The sequence below is a fragment of the Citrobacter cronae genome (assembly GCF_016893685.1).
Lineage (GTDB): Bacteria > Pseudomonadota > Gammaproteobacteria > Enterobacterales > Enterobacteriaceae > Citrobacter > Citrobacter werkmanii.
Genome location: NZ_CP069763.1, coordinates 4460113 through 4477185, shown reverse-complemented (window position 1 = coordinate 4477185; position 17073 = coordinate 4460113). Strand labels below are relative to the sequence as shown.

The following is a 17073-nucleotide window of genomic DNA, read 5'->3' as shown; positions in this document are numbered from 1 at the left end:
ATTTACGCACTCCCTCATCAGAGTGAGTGCGTGTTTTATCACCGGTGATAAAAAATCTCGCCGTCGTAGGCTTTAATGATCTTAGCATCGGCATCATTGACCAGCACATACGCGCCGCCCATGTAGGTCCAGTGGGTGCCTGCTGTCGGTGCGGGCAGGTTGCGCAGATTCCACTGCTTAATAGTGTATTCGCTGGTGAGATACAGTGGTGGAACTTTGTCACCGGGTTTGAAATGGGTGAAGTCAGCAATAAAGCTGCTTAGCTCATATTTATCGATACCGGTGGGGGCAGCTGTTGCAGCCGGCGCGGCCCAGACGACACTGCTCGCAAGCAGGAGTGCACCCAGCAACATTTTATTCTTCATACCCATCTTCTCTACCTCTTCGGGTCATCAAAATCAGTCATGTATCATTCCTGGCTTACAGGGCATCTGACAAGGACTTTTTTGTTATCACTCCAGTTATTTCGTAAAAAGTGTAAATGAATGTACAGCATTGCGACAATTTCGAGTGGCAATTTAGCGATGAGGTGTCACGTTTTTGCATATCAACTCAGGGTAGCGCTGTTCCACAGCATACATGAGTTGCTCCGGTTTCTGTGGCCCGGAACAATTGTCTTCAAGAAAACCCACTACAGGAATGGAGTAAAAAAGTTGATGCTTGTTTAATCAATTTATTTACTTTACTGTAAAGTAAATAAATTGGCGAGGCTTTACTATGACGAACTTTAGTAAACGGGGAAAGTTATTAATTTTCATATTGTTAATGACTTTGTCATGTCATCTTAAGGCATCTCTGCCTGGAGGAGGACCTGTTGAGCCAAAGACGGTTGATCGCTGTCTTGTTACGCGGGACCGGGAGCAGGCTTGCTTTCAGTGTACCGATTTGAATTATCAGCATATGCAGTTACGACTCAGCTATTTACGTTTTTTACTACTCCAAAATAGTTTCACTATCCAAACCTATGACTATTTATGGCGTGAACATCAACGAACAATGTCTTGCCTCGAAATCAGCAGATACATTGTCGCGAAAGCAATCAATATTCTGCTATGCCCAGCAACGGTCAAATTACCCATACCTCAACCTGTTTTTAATTTGTGGCAAACATCGCATATGGCTTTTATTCAACGAGCCAGGCCTCCGCACGTGTTTTCACTGCGCGACCCCATTGACTAAACGGAGGAAAACACGATGCTGGCTCACTTCTTTATTTTCCGTCCTGTGTTCTCCGCGGTCATTGCTATTTGCATCGTTTCTGCTGGTATCCTGGCTCTTTTAACACTGCCTGTTGAGCAGTATCCGGATATTGCGCCACCGGGGGTGAACGTTACGGCAAACTACCCAGGCGCTTCTGCGCAAAACGTTGAGGACAGCGTAACGCAGCTACTTGAACAGCAAATAAAAGGAATTGATGGTCTGCTTTATTTTTCTTCAACCAGCAGTTCAGCTGGCCAGTCCCGTATTAGCCTTAGTTTTGAACAAGGTATCAATCCCGATATAGCCCAGGTCCAGGTACAAAATGCTGTAAACCAGGCTATGACACGGCTACCGCAGGAAGTGCAACAACAGGGACTTTCTGTGACTAAATCACAGGGAGATAGCCTGATGGTTATCTCCTTATATGACCAGAACGACCGTTTAACCAGTGTCGATATCAGCGACTTCCTTATCAACACGTTGCAGGAGCCCTTAAGTAGAGTTAAGGGGGTGGGAGAAACAACAGTTTTTGGTGCGCAATATGCTATGCGGATTTGGCTCAACCCACATCAGCTCAATAATTATGGTTTGATGCCCTCTGATGTACAAACGGCTATCGAGGCACAAAATTCGCAAGTTACCAGCGGAGAAATTGGCTCTCTTCCTTCTCTCAATGATCAGTATCTGAATGCGACGGTGACCGCCCAGTCCCGCCTGGAAACATCGACGCAATTTGAAAGTATCATTCTTCGGACAAATAATGATGGCTCAGCTGTATATTTGCGAGATGTTGCTCGAGTCGAACTCGGGGCTGAAAACTATCAGAATCTGACCACACTTAATGGTCATCCTGCGGCTGGAATATCTATTCAACTCGCATCCGGAGCTAATGCTCTGGAAACTGCTGAAAAGGTTCGCGCTGAAGTTAACAGATTAAAAGATCGATTTCCGCAAGGCATTGTAGTTGCCTATCCTCGTGACAGTACTCCGTTTGTGACGGTGTCCATCACAAATGTTGTGCAGACGCTGATTGAAGCGATCGTTTTTGTTGTGGTGGTAATGTATCTGTTCTTACAAAACTGGAGAGCCACATTAATTCCCTCATTGACGGTACCTGTCGTATTATTGGGCACATTCGGCATCCTCAGCCTGCTAGGGTATAGCATCAATACCTTAACACTTTTTGCCATGGTGCTTGCCATTGGGTTACTTGTCGACGACGCGATTGTCGTGGTTGAGAATGTCGAACGAGTAATGGAAGAAGAACATCTCGAGCCGCTGCAGGCTACGCTAAACTCCATGCGGGAAATAACCGGTGCATTAATAGGTATCGCGCTGGTCTTATCCGCAGTTTTTATTCCAGTTGCGTTTTTTGGTGGCTCAGTCGGCATTATTTACCGCCAGTTCACGGTCACCATTGTTTCTGCTATGGTGCTTTCCGTGCTGGTTGCACTGACTTTAACCCCTACATTGTGCGCTCATTTGCTTAAAAGCCGAAATGAGAAGAAAGGGAAATTCTTCACTCATTTCAACAGGTATGTCGAAAAAAGCCAGCATCGTTATATTAATGTGCTCGCGCAAATATCAGCACGCCCTGTGAGAATCATTATTCTCGCTTTTCTGATGTCGATGTTCATGGTTTGGCAATATCAAAAACTCGCGACCAGTTTTCTTCCGGAGGAGGATCAGGGGGCAATATCAATCCAGTTCACTCTTCCTCCAGGGGCGCCAATGTCAATGACTCAGAGGGTTGGAGATGAAATCACACGCTATTTCATGACGCGGGAGAATGCCAATCTTAACGCTATATTTACTGTCGCTGGACGAAATAACGCAGGTAGCGGGCAAAATGTGGGAATGTCCGTTGCTGAGTTAAAGCACTGGGACGAACGTCAGGGGGAAACTAACAGCGCTCAGGCTATTATCGCAAGAGCTAATCAATATTTTAATCAAACGTCTCAGAACGCCTCTGTCAGCATTGTATCGCCACCCACAGTTCGGGGGCTAGGACAATCCAGCGGGTTCGAATTATGGCTTCAGGACATTTCAGACCGCGGTTACCACAGTCTTAATCAGGCGCAAACAATGTTACTTACGGCTGCCAGAGAAAACCAAAATCTGAGCGCTGTGCGAATGAACAGCCTGGCCGAGAAGGCGTTGCTGCAGGTAGATATTGACAGACAAAAAGCACAAGCTCACGGCCTTGAACAGGCGGATATCAACGAAACGCTTTCTGCTGCATGGGGAGGGATTTACGTTAATGACTTTATTGACCGTGGCCGTGTAAAAAGGGTTTATATACAAGGTGATGCGCCATGGCGTTCACTACCTGAAAACTTATCCTCCTGGTTTGTACGTAACAGTAGCGATAATATGACCTCATTCGCCAGTTTTGCTTCCTTCCGCTGGACTACTGGTCCACAAATGCTTCAGCGATTCAATGGATTACCTGCTGTGCAATTTCAAGGAGACGCAGCTCCGGGAATAAGTTCTGGGGCAGCAATGGCTGAAATGGCCCGGCTGATAGCGCCAATTGAAGGATTTGATCTGCAGTGGAGCGGGATATCATGGCAGGAACAGGCTTCATCGGCACAGACACTATGGGTATATCTTGCCTCCGTTGCGTTCGTATTTTTATGTCTGGCTGCTTTATATGAAAGCTGGTCTGTGCCCATTGCTGTGCTGCTGATTATCCCACTTGGGGTTCTCGGCGCAGTGAGCGCAGCCTTGATCGCCGGATTTGAAAATGATGTCTACTTCCAGGTGGGTATACTCACAACGATGGGGCTCTCAGCAAAAAATGCAATTCTCATTATTGAATTTGCTCTGGCGCAAATCCGCAAGGGTAAACCTTTGATTCAGGCTGCTTTTGAAGGAGCAAGATTACGCTTACGTCCTGTCATCATGACGTCTCTGGCATTTGTTGTTGGTGTTATCCCTCTGGTACTCTCTACTGGCGCAGGGGCCTCCAGCCAAAAAGAGATTGGAACTTCGGTAATCGGCGGTATGCTCACAGGCACGTTACTGACGCTGCTCTTTGTCCCAATATTTTTTATTCTCATTCAGCAGGGAATCTCGAGACTGAAAAAAGGCAAACGTAAGGAATGCAATAATGGTTAATCAACGCGGGCGGCCAATGAAGTCCCGTCCTCGCATTTTACAAACGGCATGTGAGCTGTTTCTCAAGCATGGCATTGACGTGTCTCTTGATACTATTGCCAGTGAAGCAGGGACAACGCGGCCGACACTTTACAGCCATTTTCCAGGGGGAAAGGATGCTCTCCTGCTGGCGACGTTTGAATTTCTGAATGACAAAATGCAGCCGCCTTTACGCCAGTTGCTCCAGGAGCAACTGGATTTTCCCGATCTCCTGAGAGGGTTTGCCCGGGTTGTACAGAATCATTTCTATACTCCGGAGAATATCCATTTCCAGCGTTTATTGATTCAAGTGCTGGTTCAAAAGCCCGATTTACATGTCATGCTGGAGCAAAGAAACTCTGGACGCGTTTTGCAGGCGTTGACGGAAATTCTGGAACAGAAAAATAATGAAGGAATAGTAACGCTAGATGATCCTGAATTACAGGCTACGGCTTTCCTCGGGGCCATTATGGGTTATCTCCTTCCTGGTGCAATAATTGCGCAAAAAGCAGTTGATCCCCATAAACTTGAGAAACTGGCTGAATGTTCAGTGGCAACGTTTCTGTCTGCCTGGAAATTTAAGCAGGGATGATCGTTGTGTCCCAGCATTGAGACGCTATACGAAATGCCTGAGTGGATGACGTCGCCTGCGCCAATGATCATCCTTTCCAGAATCAACCCCTGCTGTTCACTTCCCTCACTGACTGGTAAAGTATGTGGTGTGGATACATTCCGCCATTCAGTAAATGGATAGCAGGGGCTCGAGTATGTAAGTTTCTCTCGCTATCCTTTAATATTATTGAGTTTTATGTAAAACGACTCGGGGTGCCCTTCTTTGTGAAGGCTGAGAAATACCCGTACCACCTGATCTGGATAATGCCAGCGTAGGGAAGTCTGACACTGCTCGTGTCCCTTCTTCGCGCGGGCAGGAGCTGAACCATGCAGCCTGACCTGCACAGCCGCGCGCTCGCGGCCCATGCCTTACACCACTTTAGAACGCTTTCCCCCCTCACGCACTGTATGACCAATGAGGTCGTGCAAAACTTTACCGCCAATACGCTGCTGGCGTTAGGCGCATCACCTGCGATGGTGGTTGAACCTGAAGAAGCCAGCCAGTTTGCGGCTATCGCCAGCGCATTGCTGGTTAACGTCGGCACGCTTACCCTGGAGCGGGCCACGGCGATGCGCGCCGCCGTTGAGCAGGCGCTTCTTGCTAAAACCCCCTGGACACTCGATCCCGTTGCCGTGGGCGCTCTTGAGTTTCGCCGCCGCTTCTGTCTGGATTTACTGTCGCTACAGCCAGCCGTAATTCGCGGTAATGCCTCGGAAATACTGGCGCTGGCAGGAATGAACGGCGGGGGGCGTGGCGTGGACACGACCGATACGCCAGCCGCTGCGCTCGGCGCGGCCCAGGAGCTGGCCCGTCAGGTAGAGACCATCGTCGTGGTGACCGGCGAAGTGGACTATGTTACCGATGGCCTGCGCACCGTCTGCGTGAATGGCGGCGATCCGTTGATGACGCGCGTGGTCGGCACCGGATGTGCGCTATCTGCGGTCGTTGCGGCCAGTTGCGCACTGCCCGGTGACCGGCTTGATAACGTCGCCTCCGCCTGTAGCTGGATGAAACAGGCCGGACAAATCGCCACGCAACAATCGACCGGGCCGGGCAGTTTTGTCCCGGTATTTCTCGACGCCCTCTATAACCTGAACGCGCAGGAGCAAGCATGAAACGGATTAACGCATTAACGATTGCCGGAACCGATCCCAGTGGTGGCGCGGGTATTCAGGCCGATTTAAAAACGTTCTCCGCGCTTGGCGCTTACGGCTGTTCGGTGATCACGGCGTTGGTGGCGCAAAATACGCGGGGGGTGCAGTCGGTGTATCGCATTGAACCTGACTTTGTCGCTGCGCAACTGGACTCGGTGTTCAGCGATGTACGTATCGACACCACCAAAATCGGCATGCTGGCGGAAGCGGATATTGTTGAAGCGGTCGCCGAACGTTTGCACCGCCATCGGGTGCAAAATGTGGTGCTGGATACGGTAATGCTGGCGAAAAGCGGCGATCCGTTACTGTCGCCTGCGGCGGTAGAAACGCTGCGTACCCGTTTGCTGCCGCAGGTTTCAATTATCACCCCAAATTTGCCGGAGGCCGCGGCATTGCTCGGCGCATCGCATGCGCAAACGGAACAGGAGATGTTAGAACAGGGAAGGGCGCTGCGAGCGCTGGGCTGTGAGGCGGTGCTGATGAAAGGCGGTCATCTGGAGGATGCGCAAAGCCCGGACTGGCTGTTTACCCGTGACGGCGAACAGCGTTTTACTGCGCCCCGTGTTATCACTAAAAATACCCACGGTACCGGTTGTACGCTGTCCGCAGCGCTGGCGGCGCTGCGTCCACGGCATAACAACTGGGCTGATACGGTACAGGAAGCCAAGCTGTGGCTTTCAGCTGCGCTGGCACAAGCCGACACCCTTGAAGTCGGGCAGGGAATAGGTCCGGTGCATCATTTCCACGCGTGGTGGTAATGAGTATACTGGCAGCAGAAACGTCTGCCTGGAAAAAGATAAATGGAACAAGCGCATACCCAGCTTATCGCGCAACTGAATGAACGCATTGCAGCGGCAGATAACACGCCGCTGTATATGAAATTTGCGCAAACGGTGAAAAACGCTGTGCGCAGCGGGATCCTTGAGCATGGCAATATCCTGCCCGGCGAGCGCGATCTCAGTCAGTTGACCGGCGTGTCGCGAATTACGGTACGCAAGGCGATGCAGGCCCTGGAGGAAGAAGGCGTGGTGACACGCGCCCGCGGTTACGGGACGCAGATCAACAACATCTTCGAGTATTCGCTTAAAGAAGCGCGGGGTTTTTCGCAGCAGGTCGTTTTACGCGGTAAAAAACCAGATACGCTGTGGGTCAACAAGCGCATTGTGCCTTGTCCGGAAGAGGTAGCGCAGCAGTTGGCTGTTGCCGCCGGGAGTGACGTTTTTCTGCTCAAGCGTATTCGCTATGTCGATGAAGACGCCGTTTCTATTGAAGAGTCATGGGTGCCGGTCCAACTAATCCATGATGTGGATGCCATCGGCGTTTCGCTGTACGACTATTTTCGCAGCCAGCATATCTTCCCGCAGCGCACGCGCTCACGCGTCAGCGCCCGGATGCCTGACGCAGAGTTCCAGGCACACATTCAAATGGACAGCAAAGTGCCGGTGCTGGTGATCAAGCAGGTAGCGCTTGACCAGCAGCAACGGCCCATTGAATACAGCATCAGCTATTGCCGAAGCGATCTATACGTCTTTGTGTGCGAGGAGTAACGCCTCTCGCGAGGGGGCGCAATCGCCGCCGCGATGCCCGACTACCCAGGAAGCCACCGCATTGCCCAGCAGTACCGCATCAGCCAGCGGCCAGCCTGACGCCAGTCCGGCCAGCATGCCGCCGGCGTGGCTGTCGCCCGCGCCAATGGTATCCACGACGGTCGTCTTAAATGCTGGTACGCAACCGGATGTTTGCGCGCTGAAATACCACGCGCCGTCTTTATCGTGGCGTATCACCACCGGCGCGGCGAAACGGCGTACCCACTCTGCGCCAAAACCCTCTACATCCTGGCTTAATGCAAACCGCTCGGCGGCAATTTCGGCCTCCTGTCGATTGAGTGATACCAGTGGTCGGCAGGCCATGATTCGCGCCATTAAGGCGTCTGAAATATCGCCGATTCGCGGACCAAAATCGATAAACGGCGTCACGTCTTCCAGACCTTCCAGCCACTGGACCAGCAGCTCGCCACATGGAGAGGCTAACTGATAGCCTGACAGATAGACCAGGCTGTTACGCGGGATGTTCAGTCGCGCCAACCAGTCGGTGTTCCACTGGTTTTCGACGCCGCTAAAAGACATAAAGGTTCGTTCGCCATCCGGTTCCACCAGCGCCAGACACCAACCGTTATCGCCTTCTGCGTTGTCGATCAGGCTATGCAATCCCTCTTTTGCCATCCGGTTGCGGATAATATCGGCCCATACCCCCTGACCCAGCGGTAGCGCATTGCTGGCGCTGATACCTAAACGCCTGAGCGCAACGGCAATATTGAGCGCGCAGCCGCCAATGTTAACGCCTTGCTGCTTAAGCTCGATATCACATCCGCGCCAGGGGAGGGCATACGCATCGGCAATGACATCAATGACCGCTGCCCCCACCACCGTAACCGGCCTGTGTGAACCTAACTGCGGGAGAAGTTGTTGCAGACGCGTGGTGCTGTTCATAGCGCCTCCCGTTGTCCGCGCAGTCGCAGTAATCCATTGGCGTAGCGGTTAAAGTCCAGCTGATTTACCGCATCCAGTTCCTGTTTCAATGCCGGGTCAATCGCGCTTACGCCATGTAACGCACCGCAAATAGCGGTCGCCATTGCCCCGATGGTGTCGGTATCGCCCCCAAGATTCGCGCACAGAATGGCGCAGCGGTTAGGATCGGTCTGCGCCAGTTCGACCATTGCGATGGCGCAGGGCACGGACTCAATGGTGCTGGTTCCGGCCCCAACGACCTGGTATAACTGCTCGCTGGCGGACTCTATACCATCGGCATGACGGACGATTTTCAGCGCCAGTTCAAGACGGGCAGAGAGCGAGGCGCTAAAGGTGGTGATCCGTTTTTGCTGCGCATATCGGGCAATGGCAGGCAGCGCGTCGACGATCTCCGACCATTTTCCTCCGTCGATAGCACGCGACACCGCCCATGCGATGACGACAGCGCCGGCGATAGCCAGATCCGATTTATGCGTCGGGCTGGAGGCCAGTGCGACGTCATCAATAAAGGTATCGAGATCGCGCGCGGGCAGCAGACATCCCAGCGGCGAAACGCGCATTGCCGCTCCGTTAGTGACGCCATTATTTTCCAGTTCGGCAACAGGTTTGCCGTTGCGAATGGCATTTAGCGCAATTTTTGACGTTGGACCAAGCACGTTTTTATTAAAGGCATCGAAACGTTCGGCCCAGGCCAGACTATTGCGGCCAATAACGTCTGGAACTATCTTTCCATCACATTCAAGCAAGGCATCAGCCAGACACAGGGCCATGGATGTGTCATCGGTAAACTCCGCCTGGTTAAAATAACAGGCGGCATTATTCTCCGCAGGTCCAGGCAAAAAACGGTCGATCCAACCGAAGTGTGCTTTAACCCGGGTTCTTGGCCACAGTTCAGACGGCATGCCCATCGCATCCCCTAACGCCTGCCCATAAAGAGCACCGAGAATACGTTCTGCTTTCATTTCACTTCCCCTTGTTTCAACGCTTCATCGCGATCGTCCACCTGAATGGCGGTAATTTCTTTATCTGATTCGCGAAAGAAAATCATAAACAGCACGGCAATGACGGCGATCATGATCGCGCCAAATCCCCACATGCCCGCCCAGTTGAAGGTGAGACCATTAATCGGTTCCTTATAGGCAAACATTTTTTCCATCATTACGCCGCCCAGGCGATAACCCAGCAGGCTGCCGAATCCCTGACAGCAGAGCGTGATAAGGCCTTGCGCTGCGGTGCGCATGTGTACCGGCGCTTTTTTATCGACATAGATATAGGCCGTAACGTAGTAGAAGTCGTAACTGACGCCATGTAGCAGAATGCCGAGAAAAAGCAGGGCATAAGTGAAATATTCTTCCGCACCGCCGTAAACGAAGAATCCGTAGCGGATAGCCGCAGTAATAAGACCAAGAAGTAATACCTTTTTAATGCCAAAGCGTTTGGTGAAGAACGGCAGCGCCAGCATAAAGAAGATTTCAGAGAACTGGCCCAGCGTCATCCAACCGGTCGCATTTTTCATCCCCACTTCTGTCAGATAACCGTTGGCGAAGATGTAATAAAATGCCAGCGGCATGGCAAACAGGAATGAGCAACAGAAAAAGACGAGGAAGTTCTTATCCCGCAGCAGGATCAGCGCATCCAGCCCCAGCATGACTTTGAAATCCATCTTGCCGGTACTTTTCGGCGGCGTATCCGGTAAAAAGAACGCAAAAACGCCTAACAGCGCGGAACTTCCGGCCGTAACAAGCAGGGGGATATTGGTGGGGGAAATATCGCTATAGCCGAGCATTTGCGGCAAGAAGCCGCAGGCCAAACCAGACGCAATCCAGCCAATGGTGCCCATCACGCGAATGCGTGGGAAATCACGTTCCACGTCCGGTACGTTGGCAAAAGCGATACTGTTGGTTAACGCAATTGTCGGCATATAGGTCAGTGAATAGGCCAGTAACAGCGGGAAGAATCCGCTAAAGGTGGTTTGCTGCGCGGCGAAGTACATCAGGATAGCGCCGACAAACATCAATACGGCGAGGACTTTTTGCGCCGAGAAGAAACGGTCAGTGATAGAGCCGACCAGAATCGGCGACAGGATCGCAGCAATGGCGGTACAGGCGTACGACCAACCAATTTCACCCGCGGTAAAGCCACTTTTGCTGAGCCACAGCCAAAGCGGGACAAACCAGGCGCCCCAGATAAACCACTCAACAAACATCATGAACGACAGCTTAACTGTAGTTTTCATCTTTAAATCCTTCATGACAGGTAAGGTACGCGTTGATAGTACCACTTGATAATACCTTTAAAATACCTTTGCGGTCTAAATTTGACCGCCTTAACATTATTTCTTCCTGAATCGTTCCAGCGGAAATCGCTGAAAAGTGCGCTAAAGATGGAAAAAAAGCGCAGTCGGTACCAAGCTTATTGCTGCCCGCAAAAAAGCGGGTCAGGATAATTCACATTCCGATTATTAATCGGAACTTACGGGAGCATAGCTATGACTGATATTGCGCAGTTGCTTGGCAAAGATGCCGACAGCCTTTTACAGCATCGTTGTATGACCATTCCTTCTGACCAACTTTACCTGCCAGGACATGATTACGTTGATCGCGTAATGGTTGATAACAACCGTCCCCCAGCCGTACTGCGTAATATGCAGACGCTGTATAACACGGGGCGCCTGGCTGGAACAGGGTACCTGTCGATTCTTCCGGTGGACCAGGGCGTGGAGCACTCCGCTGGGGCATCGTTTGCGGCTAACCCGTTGTACTTTGATCCAAAGAATATCGTGGAACTGGCAATCGAAGCAGGGTGTAACTGCGTGGCATCGACCTATGGCGTGCTGGCTTCTGTTTCCCGCCGTTACGCGCACCGTATTCCGTTCCTTGTGAAGATTAACCACAACGAAACGCTCAGTTATCCCAATACGTTTGACCAGACGTTATATGCCAGCGTCGAGCAGGCGTTCAATATGGGCGCGGTGGCGGTCGGGGCGACTATTTATTTCGGTTCTGAGGAGTCTCGACGTCAGATTGAAGAGATTTCCGCCGCGTTTGAGCGTGCCCATGAGCTGGGTATGGTCACCGTACTGTGGGCTTATCTGCGTAACTCCGCGTTTAAGAAAGACGGGGTGGATTATCATGTCTCCGCCGATCTCACCGGTCAGGCTAACCATCTGGCTGCCACTATTGGGGCGGATATTGTGAAGCAGAAAATGGCGGAAAATAACGGCGGATACAAAGCCGTTAACTTTGGCTACACCGACGATCGCGTCTACAACAAGCTGACCAGCGACAACCCGATTGACCTGGTACGTTATCAGTTGGCGAACTGCTATATGGGGCGCGCCGGATTAATTAACTCTGGCGGCGCTGCCGGTGGAGAAACCGATCTGAGCGATGCGGTACGTACGGCAGTCATTAATAAACGCGCTGGCGGTATGGGGCTGATCCTTGGACGCAAAGCATTCAAGAAAACCATGGCCGACGGCGTTAAGCTGATTAACGCCGTGCAGGATGTTTATCTGGACAGCAAAGTCACCATTGCCTGATTGCGGCGGGGTGCCGTTTTGTTAGCGCAACAACGGGCAACCCGGCGGCAATCTGCAACGTAGCGCCGCGGGCAGGATTTCAATATGAAACTCCTGTCCGCTGAGCGGTTCGCCATCAAGATTAAAGGTAATTTCGTGTGGGGCGCGGATATCAAACCACGATGAAGCGCCATCAATGATATTAGGGTTGTCTTCAGATTGCGTTAACGCTGAAAGCAGGCCGGGCAACAACTCCTCGCCAGTAAAAATGCGTAGTTGCAGCAATCCGTCGTTAATCAGCGCCGTCGGGCAAAGCTGTTGTCCACCACCGGCCTGGCGGCCATTACCAATCCCAATCACCAGCGCTTTGCCCTGCCAGTGAAAATCTTCTCCACGGATGTCGCAGACGTCGGGCTTGAGCGTATCCATGCGCATTAAACCGTGAATAAAATACGATACGCCGCCCAGCGCGGCTTTGAGTTTTTCTGGCGTTTCGGTGGTGATACGAGTGCCGAAGCCGCCGGTCGCCATGTTGATAAAACAGGTTTTATCATTGACCTGCACCATATCGATCTCTGTCGCATTTCCGGCGATAGCCAGTTTTAACGCTTTATCCAATGCTTCAGGAATACCCACGCTGGTGGCAAAGTCATTCGCCGTTCCCAACGGTAAAATACCCAGGGCGGGAACATTGCCGCCCTGCGACTGGATTAGCGCTGTCGAGACTTCGTTGATCGTGCCATCGCCGCCGCCGGCAATCACCGTTGCAACGCCTAATCGACGCGCTTCATCCACGTAACGTTGAGCGTCGCCTTTTTCCCAGGTGACGCGTACATGAATTTCCACGCCCTCATCGCGAAGTTGCGCAATAGTTTCACGCAGAGGGAGATTATCAGCACTTTTTCCATTGAGGATCAGCAAGCTGGCAGGAAACGCTATCATCCTTATGCCTCATTCTTTATCGTTTTAATTAGTGTATGCCATGAATGCATTTCTGGCGTAAGAACTGACTGAAAGCGCAGGCGAAGAGATAAAAAAAGCCGCGGTTGCGGCTTTTCAGATTGAGCGGAAATTACTGCGGGAACCACTGATCGCTGATTTTTTGGTAGGTGCCGTCCGCTTTGATGGCGGCCAGTGCGTTATTCAGTTTTTCCAGCAGGGCTTTGTTATCCGGGCGAACCGCAATGCCAAGACCGGTACCGAAGTATTGTGGGTCGGTCACTTTGTCGGTAGCCACGCCTAACTGCGGGTTAGTTTTCAGCCACTCGTTAACGACGGCGGTATCGCCAAATACGCCATCAATACGGCCATTTTTCAGGTCGATAATTGCATTCTGATAGCTGTCATAGGCCACGGTTTTCACTTCAGGATGTTTGTCCTGCAGGTATTTCTGGTGTGTGGTGCCGTTTTCCATACCGATGCGTTTTCCTTTCAGATCGGCAAAGGTTTTATAGGCGTCTTTCTTGGCAATAACCAGCGCGGAGTTAGCATAGTAAGGCTGTGTGAACGCAACCTGTTTGCTACGTTCAGGCGTGATATCCATTCCGGAAATCACTGCATCATATTTTTTGAATTTCAGCGCGGGGATCAGGCTGTCGAAAGCATGATTGGTAAAAGTACATTCCGCCTGCATTTGTTTGCACAGCGCCGTTGCCAGGTCAATGTCAAAACCGACAATTTTGTTGCTCGCGTCCAGCGATTCAAATGGCGGATAAGTCGCTGATACACCAAAGCTAATTTTATCAGCGGCTGAGGCGCCAGCGGCGAAAGTAGCCAGTAATGCGGCCAGTACTAACTTTTTCATGGTGGAACTCCCGTCTGTCAATCTTATGATGATTTACCGTGTCTGCGGCGTGAATTAACAATGCCATTTAATGAATTTATATGCAATAAAAATGATTAAGTATTTTATCGATATAAAAAAAGACGGGCGGTTGTTAGACTTGCCCGTCTTTTATTTTTCGCTTTATGCAGTTATCGGCTTAATTCCGGTGTTCAAACGCCAGCGCTTTACGTTCGATTAAGCGCATCATCAGCGTCAGCAAACCGTTGACGATCAGGTAAATAACGCCCGCCGCGCCGAAGACCATGACGTCATAAGTGCGACCATACAGCAGTTGGCTATAACCCATGACTTCCATCAGCGTGATAGTGTAAGCCAGTGAGGTACTTTTAAACACCAGCACCACTTCGTTGGAATACGAGGAGAGGGCGCGTTTAAAGGCGTATGGCAACAGAATCGCCAGCGTATCCTTTTTGCTCATCCCTAATGCACCGCATGACTGCCACTGGCCTTCCGGGATGGCGCGGATAGCGCCGTAGAACAGCTGCGTGGTATAAGCCGCACTGTTTAACGACAGCGCAATTAACGCGCACAGCCACGGTTCGGAGAGCAGATGCCACAGTACCGGATATTCCTGCAGCGTCGGGAACTGTCCTGGCCCGTAGTAGATCAGGAAGATTTGCACCAGCAATGGCGTACCGGTAAACAGCGTGATATAGGCGCGGACCAGCCAGACCAGTACCGGCGTTTTTAGCGTCAGGATGACGGTAAAAATCAGCGCCAGCACCAGAGCAACCACGATGGAGGCGACCGTCAGCGTCAGGCTGGTATGCAGCCCTTTCAACAATTCAGGTAAATACTCAAGCATCAGCCTGGTCTCCGCTCAAAACGTGTCGCGCGCAGGTCAATGCGTTTGAGAATGTACTGACTCACCAACGTAATCACCAGGTAAATAGCCGCCGCCACAATGTACCAGGTAAATGGCTCCTGGGTACGCGTGGCAATGCTTTTGGTTTGCAGCATCAAATCGTTCACGCTGATCAGGCTGACCAGCGCGGTATCTTTCAGCAATACCAGCCACTGGTTACCCAGCCCCGGCAGAGCGTGACGCCACATCTGCGGCATCACCAGACGAAAGAAGATCGCGGCTTTAGACAAACCCAATGCCTGACCGGATTCCCATTGTCCGAGCGGCACGGCCTTCAGCGCGCCACGCAGCGTTTGCGACGCATAGGCGGCGTACAGCAAAGACAGCGCAATCACACCGCACAGGAACGGGCTGACGTCGAAGTTTTCGATCTGCATCTGTACCGGGATTTCTACAAACCCGAGATTAATCGTAAAACCATCGGCCAGCGTCAGCAGCAGTTGCGAGGAGCCGAAATAGATAAACAGAACCACCAGAATTTCTGGTAACCCGCGCAGAATGGTGACCAGCGCAGAACCTGCCCATGCCACTGGACGCCATTTTACGGACTCCCAGACGGCAAAAAACATGGCGAGCGCGAGGCCGATGATCAGCGCACAAACCGCAAGGCCGACGGTCATCCCGGCGGCGCTTGCTAACGGAAAAAATTCATTCATCAAATATTACTTCTGGAACCATTTGTTGTAGATGGTCTCGTAAGTCCCATCTTTCTTCACTTTTTCCAGCGCAGCGTTAAATTTCTGCTGCAGCTCAGTGTTGCCCTGACGCACCGCGATGCCCAGACCTGTACCGAAGTAATCTTTATCCGTCACTTTGTCGCCAACAGCGGCCAGTTTTGGATTGTCTTTCAGCCATTCGGTTACCACTGCGGTATCACCGAAGACGCCGTCAATGCGACCGTTTTGCAGATCGAGCTTGGCATTCTGGTAGCTGTCATACGGTACGGTGGTCACTTCCGGATGCTTATCCATGATGAATTTCTGGTGCGTCGTCCCGTTTTGTACGCCAACTTTTTTGCCTTTCAGCTGATCAATGCTGGTGTATTTACCCTGCTGGCCAACAAACAGCGCAGAGTTGTCGTAGTAAGGGGTGGTAAACAGGACCTGTTTTTCACGCTCAGGCGTGATGTCCATACCGGCCATCACCGCGTCAAAACGACGGAATTTCAGGCTCGGGATCAGGCTGTCGAAGGCCTGATTGGTGAAGGTACAGGTGGCGTCAATCTCTTTACACAGCGCGTTCGCCAGATCAACGTCAAAACCGACGATCTTGTTATTCGCATCAATAGATTCAAACGGAGGATAAGACGCTTCGGTGGCGAAACGAATGGTTTGGGCTGCGGTAGCGGAAAGGCTAAAACCTGCGATTAGCGCGGCAATCAGAACTTTTTTCATTGTATTGTCCCGAATCTTAGTGAGAGAGATAGTTTTTAAATGCTTCGGTTTGCGGGTTAGCAAAGCAGCTCGCATCCCCAAACTCGACGATATGACCGTTTTCCATATACACCACACGACTGGCCGTTTTACGAGCAACTTCCACTTCGTGGGTGACGATCACCTGAGTAATGTTGGTTTCCGCCAGCTCACGAATGATGCTGACGATTTGCGCGGTAATTTCCGGATCAAGCGCGGCGGTCGGTTCATCAAACAGCAGCACCTGCGGTTCCATCATTAATGCGCGGGCAATGGCCACACGCTGCTGCTGGCCGCCGGAGAGATGCAACGGATAACGATCGCTGTAGGGCTTCAGACGCAGACGTTCGAGCAGTTTCTCGGCGCGCGCCATTGCTTGCTCTTTTGTCAGACCGAGCACACGGCAGGGCGCTTCAATCAGGTTCTGCACAACCGTGAGATGCGGCCAAAGATTATATTGCTGAAAAACCATACCCACGTTCTGGCGCAGATCGCGAATAGCTTTATCTGACGGCGTTTTCGTAAAGTCGAAACGGTTACCCGCAATAGAGAGCGTGCCCGAGCGCGGCATCTCAAGCAGGTTGAGTACGCGCAGTAGCGAGCTTTTCCCGGCTCCACTAGGGCCAAGTAACACCAGTGTTTCACCCTGAGGGCAATCCAGCGTGATATCGAACAGCGCCTGATGTGCGCCGTAGAAGCAGTTAATGCCGTTTAATTGAATACTCATTGACACTCGTATGCTGGCAGTCTGATAGCTATACACTGCATCCTTCAAGCTGCCTCTTTGTTGGCTGCAT

General features: G+C 51.6%; 16 protein-coding genes and 1 riboswitch. Of the genes, 6 read left to right on the top strand and 10 right to left on the bottom strand.

What is annotated here, in order from left to right:
• Positions 1–38: 38 nt before the first annotated feature.
• Positions 39–371: an RcnB family protein gene (locus JSN25_RS19525; RefSeq protein ID WP_121529274.1), complete on the bottom strand. Its 333-nt coding sequence runs from the start codon at positions 369–371 to the stop codon at positions 39–41.
• 823 nt (positions 372–1194) lie between these two features.
• Between JSN25_RS19525 and JSN25_RS19520 the strand changes: the two genes are divergently transcribed.
• From JSN25_RS19520 to JSN25_RS19500, 5 genes are all read left to right on the top strand, one after another.
• The gene (locus JSN25_RS19520) at positions 1195–4320 is read left to right on the top strand and encodes an efflux RND transporter permease subunit (protein ID WP_087855932.1); all 3126 of its coding nucleotides are present in this window, start codon (positions 1195–1197) and stop codon (positions 4318–4320) included.
• Positions 4313–4930, top strand: coding sequence for a TetR/AcrR family transcriptional regulator (locus tag JSN25_RS19515; RefSeq protein WP_038641918.1), 618 nt, complete (start codon positions 4313–4315; stop codon positions 4928–4930). Before JSN25_RS19520 ends, JSN25_RS19515 begins: the two co-directional genes overlap by 8 nt.
• A 219-nt stretch (positions 4931–5149) precedes the next feature.
• Positions 5150–5246: riboswitch (TPP riboswitch) on the top strand.
• Positions 5247–5277: 31 nt separating this feature from the next.
• Positions 5278–6066, top strand: coding sequence for a hydroxyethylthiazole kinase (gene thiM, locus JSN25_RS19510; protein WP_087855933.1), 789 nt, complete (start codon positions 5278–5280; stop codon positions 6064–6066).
• Positions 6063–6863, top strand: a complete 801-nt coding sequence (thiD, locus tag JSN25_RS19505) for a bifunctional hydroxymethylpyrimidine kinase/phosphomethylpyrimidine kinase (RefSeq protein WP_087855934.1) — start codon at positions 6063–6065, stop codon at positions 6861–6863. The genes thiM and thiD overlap by 4 nt, the downstream gene beginning before the upstream one ends.
• A gap of 42 nt (positions 6864–6905) precedes the next feature.
• The gene (locus JSN25_RS19500; RefSeq protein ID WP_085047898.1) at positions 6906–7652 is read left to right on the top strand and encodes a GntR family transcriptional regulator; all 747 of its coding nucleotides are present in this window, start codon (positions 6906–6908) and stop codon (positions 7650–7652) included.
• Here JSN25_RS19500 and JSN25_RS19495 read toward each other — a convergent pair.
• The 3 genes from JSN25_RS19495 to JSN25_RS19485 are packed head-to-tail and all read right to left on the bottom strand — an operon-like array spanning position 7626 to position 10869.
• The gene (locus JSN25_RS19495; RefSeq protein WP_121529273.1) at positions 7626–8594 is read right to left on the bottom strand and encodes a PfkB family carbohydrate kinase; all 969 of its coding nucleotides are present in this window, start codon (positions 8592–8594) and stop codon (positions 7626–7628) included. The genes JSN25_RS19500 and JSN25_RS19495 overlap by 27 nt on opposite strands.
• A complete protein-coding gene (locus JSN25_RS19490; protein ID WP_204525266.1) occupies positions 8591–9595 on the bottom strand; it encodes an ADP-ribosylglycohydrolase family protein in 1005 nt (334 codons plus the stop codon). Before JSN25_RS19490 ends, JSN25_RS19495 begins: the two co-directional genes overlap by 4 nt.
• Positions 9592–10869: a nucleoside permease gene (locus JSN25_RS19485; RefSeq protein WP_121529272.1), complete on the bottom strand. Its 1278-nt coding sequence runs from the start codon at positions 10867–10869 to the stop codon at positions 9592–9594. The genes JSN25_RS19490 and JSN25_RS19485 overlap by 4 nt, the downstream gene beginning before the upstream one ends.
• Positions 10870–11121: 252 nt before the next feature.
• On the opposite strand from JSN25_RS19485, the gene fbaB reads away from it, so the two are divergent.
• The gene (gene fbaB / locus JSN25_RS19480) at positions 11122–12174 is read left to right on the top strand and encodes a class I fructose-bisphosphate aldolase (RefSeq protein WP_038641899.1); all 1053 of its coding nucleotides are present in this window, start codon (positions 11122–11124) and stop codon (positions 12172–12174) included.
• A 21-nt stretch (positions 12175–12195) separates the two neighbouring features.
• Here the strand turns inward: fbaB and yegS are convergent, their stop codons facing one another.
• The 6 genes from yegS to artP all read right to left on the bottom strand — a co-directional run bounded on the left by yegS (position 12196) and on the right by artP (position 17003).
• Positions 12196–13095 carry a lipid kinase YegS gene (yegS, locus tag JSN25_RS19475; RefSeq protein ID WP_038641896.1) on the bottom strand — a complete coding sequence of 300 codons (900 nt, stop codon included), beginning with the start codon at positions 13093–13095 and terminating at the stop codon, positions 12196–12198.
• Between the two features lie 130 nt (positions 13096–13225).
• On the bottom strand, positions 13226–13957 hold the full coding sequence (gene artJ / locus JSN25_RS19470; protein ID WP_061382043.1) for an arginine ABC transporter substrate-binding protein ArtJ: 732 nt from the start codon (positions 13955–13957) through the stop codon (positions 13226–13228).
• A gap of 178 nt (positions 13958–14135) precedes the next feature.
• Positions 14136–14804, bottom strand: coding sequence for an arginine ABC transporter permease ArtM (gene artM, locus JSN25_RS19465; protein ID WP_003844364.1), 669 nt, complete (start codon positions 14802–14804; stop codon positions 14136–14138).
• On the bottom strand, positions 14804–15520 hold the full coding sequence (gene artQ / locus JSN25_RS19460; RefSeq protein ID WP_038641891.1) for an arginine ABC transporter permease ArtQ: 717 nt from the start codon (positions 15518–15520) through the stop codon (positions 14804–14806). The genes artM and artQ overlap by 1 nt, the downstream gene beginning before the upstream one ends.
• Positions 15521–15526: 6 nt before the next feature.
• A complete protein-coding gene (gene artI, locus JSN25_RS19455; protein ID WP_003027298.1) occupies positions 15527–16258 on the bottom strand; it encodes an arginine ABC transporter substrate-binding protein ArtI in 732 nt (243 codons plus the stop codon).
• A gap of 16 nt (positions 16259–16274) precedes the next feature.
• Complete coding sequence (artP, locus tag JSN25_RS19450; RefSeq protein ID WP_003027295.1) at positions 16275–17003, bottom strand: arginine ABC transporter ATP-binding protein ArtP; 729 nt, start codon at positions 17001–17003, stop codon at positions 16275–16277.
• Positions 17004–17073 lie beyond the last annotated feature (70 nt).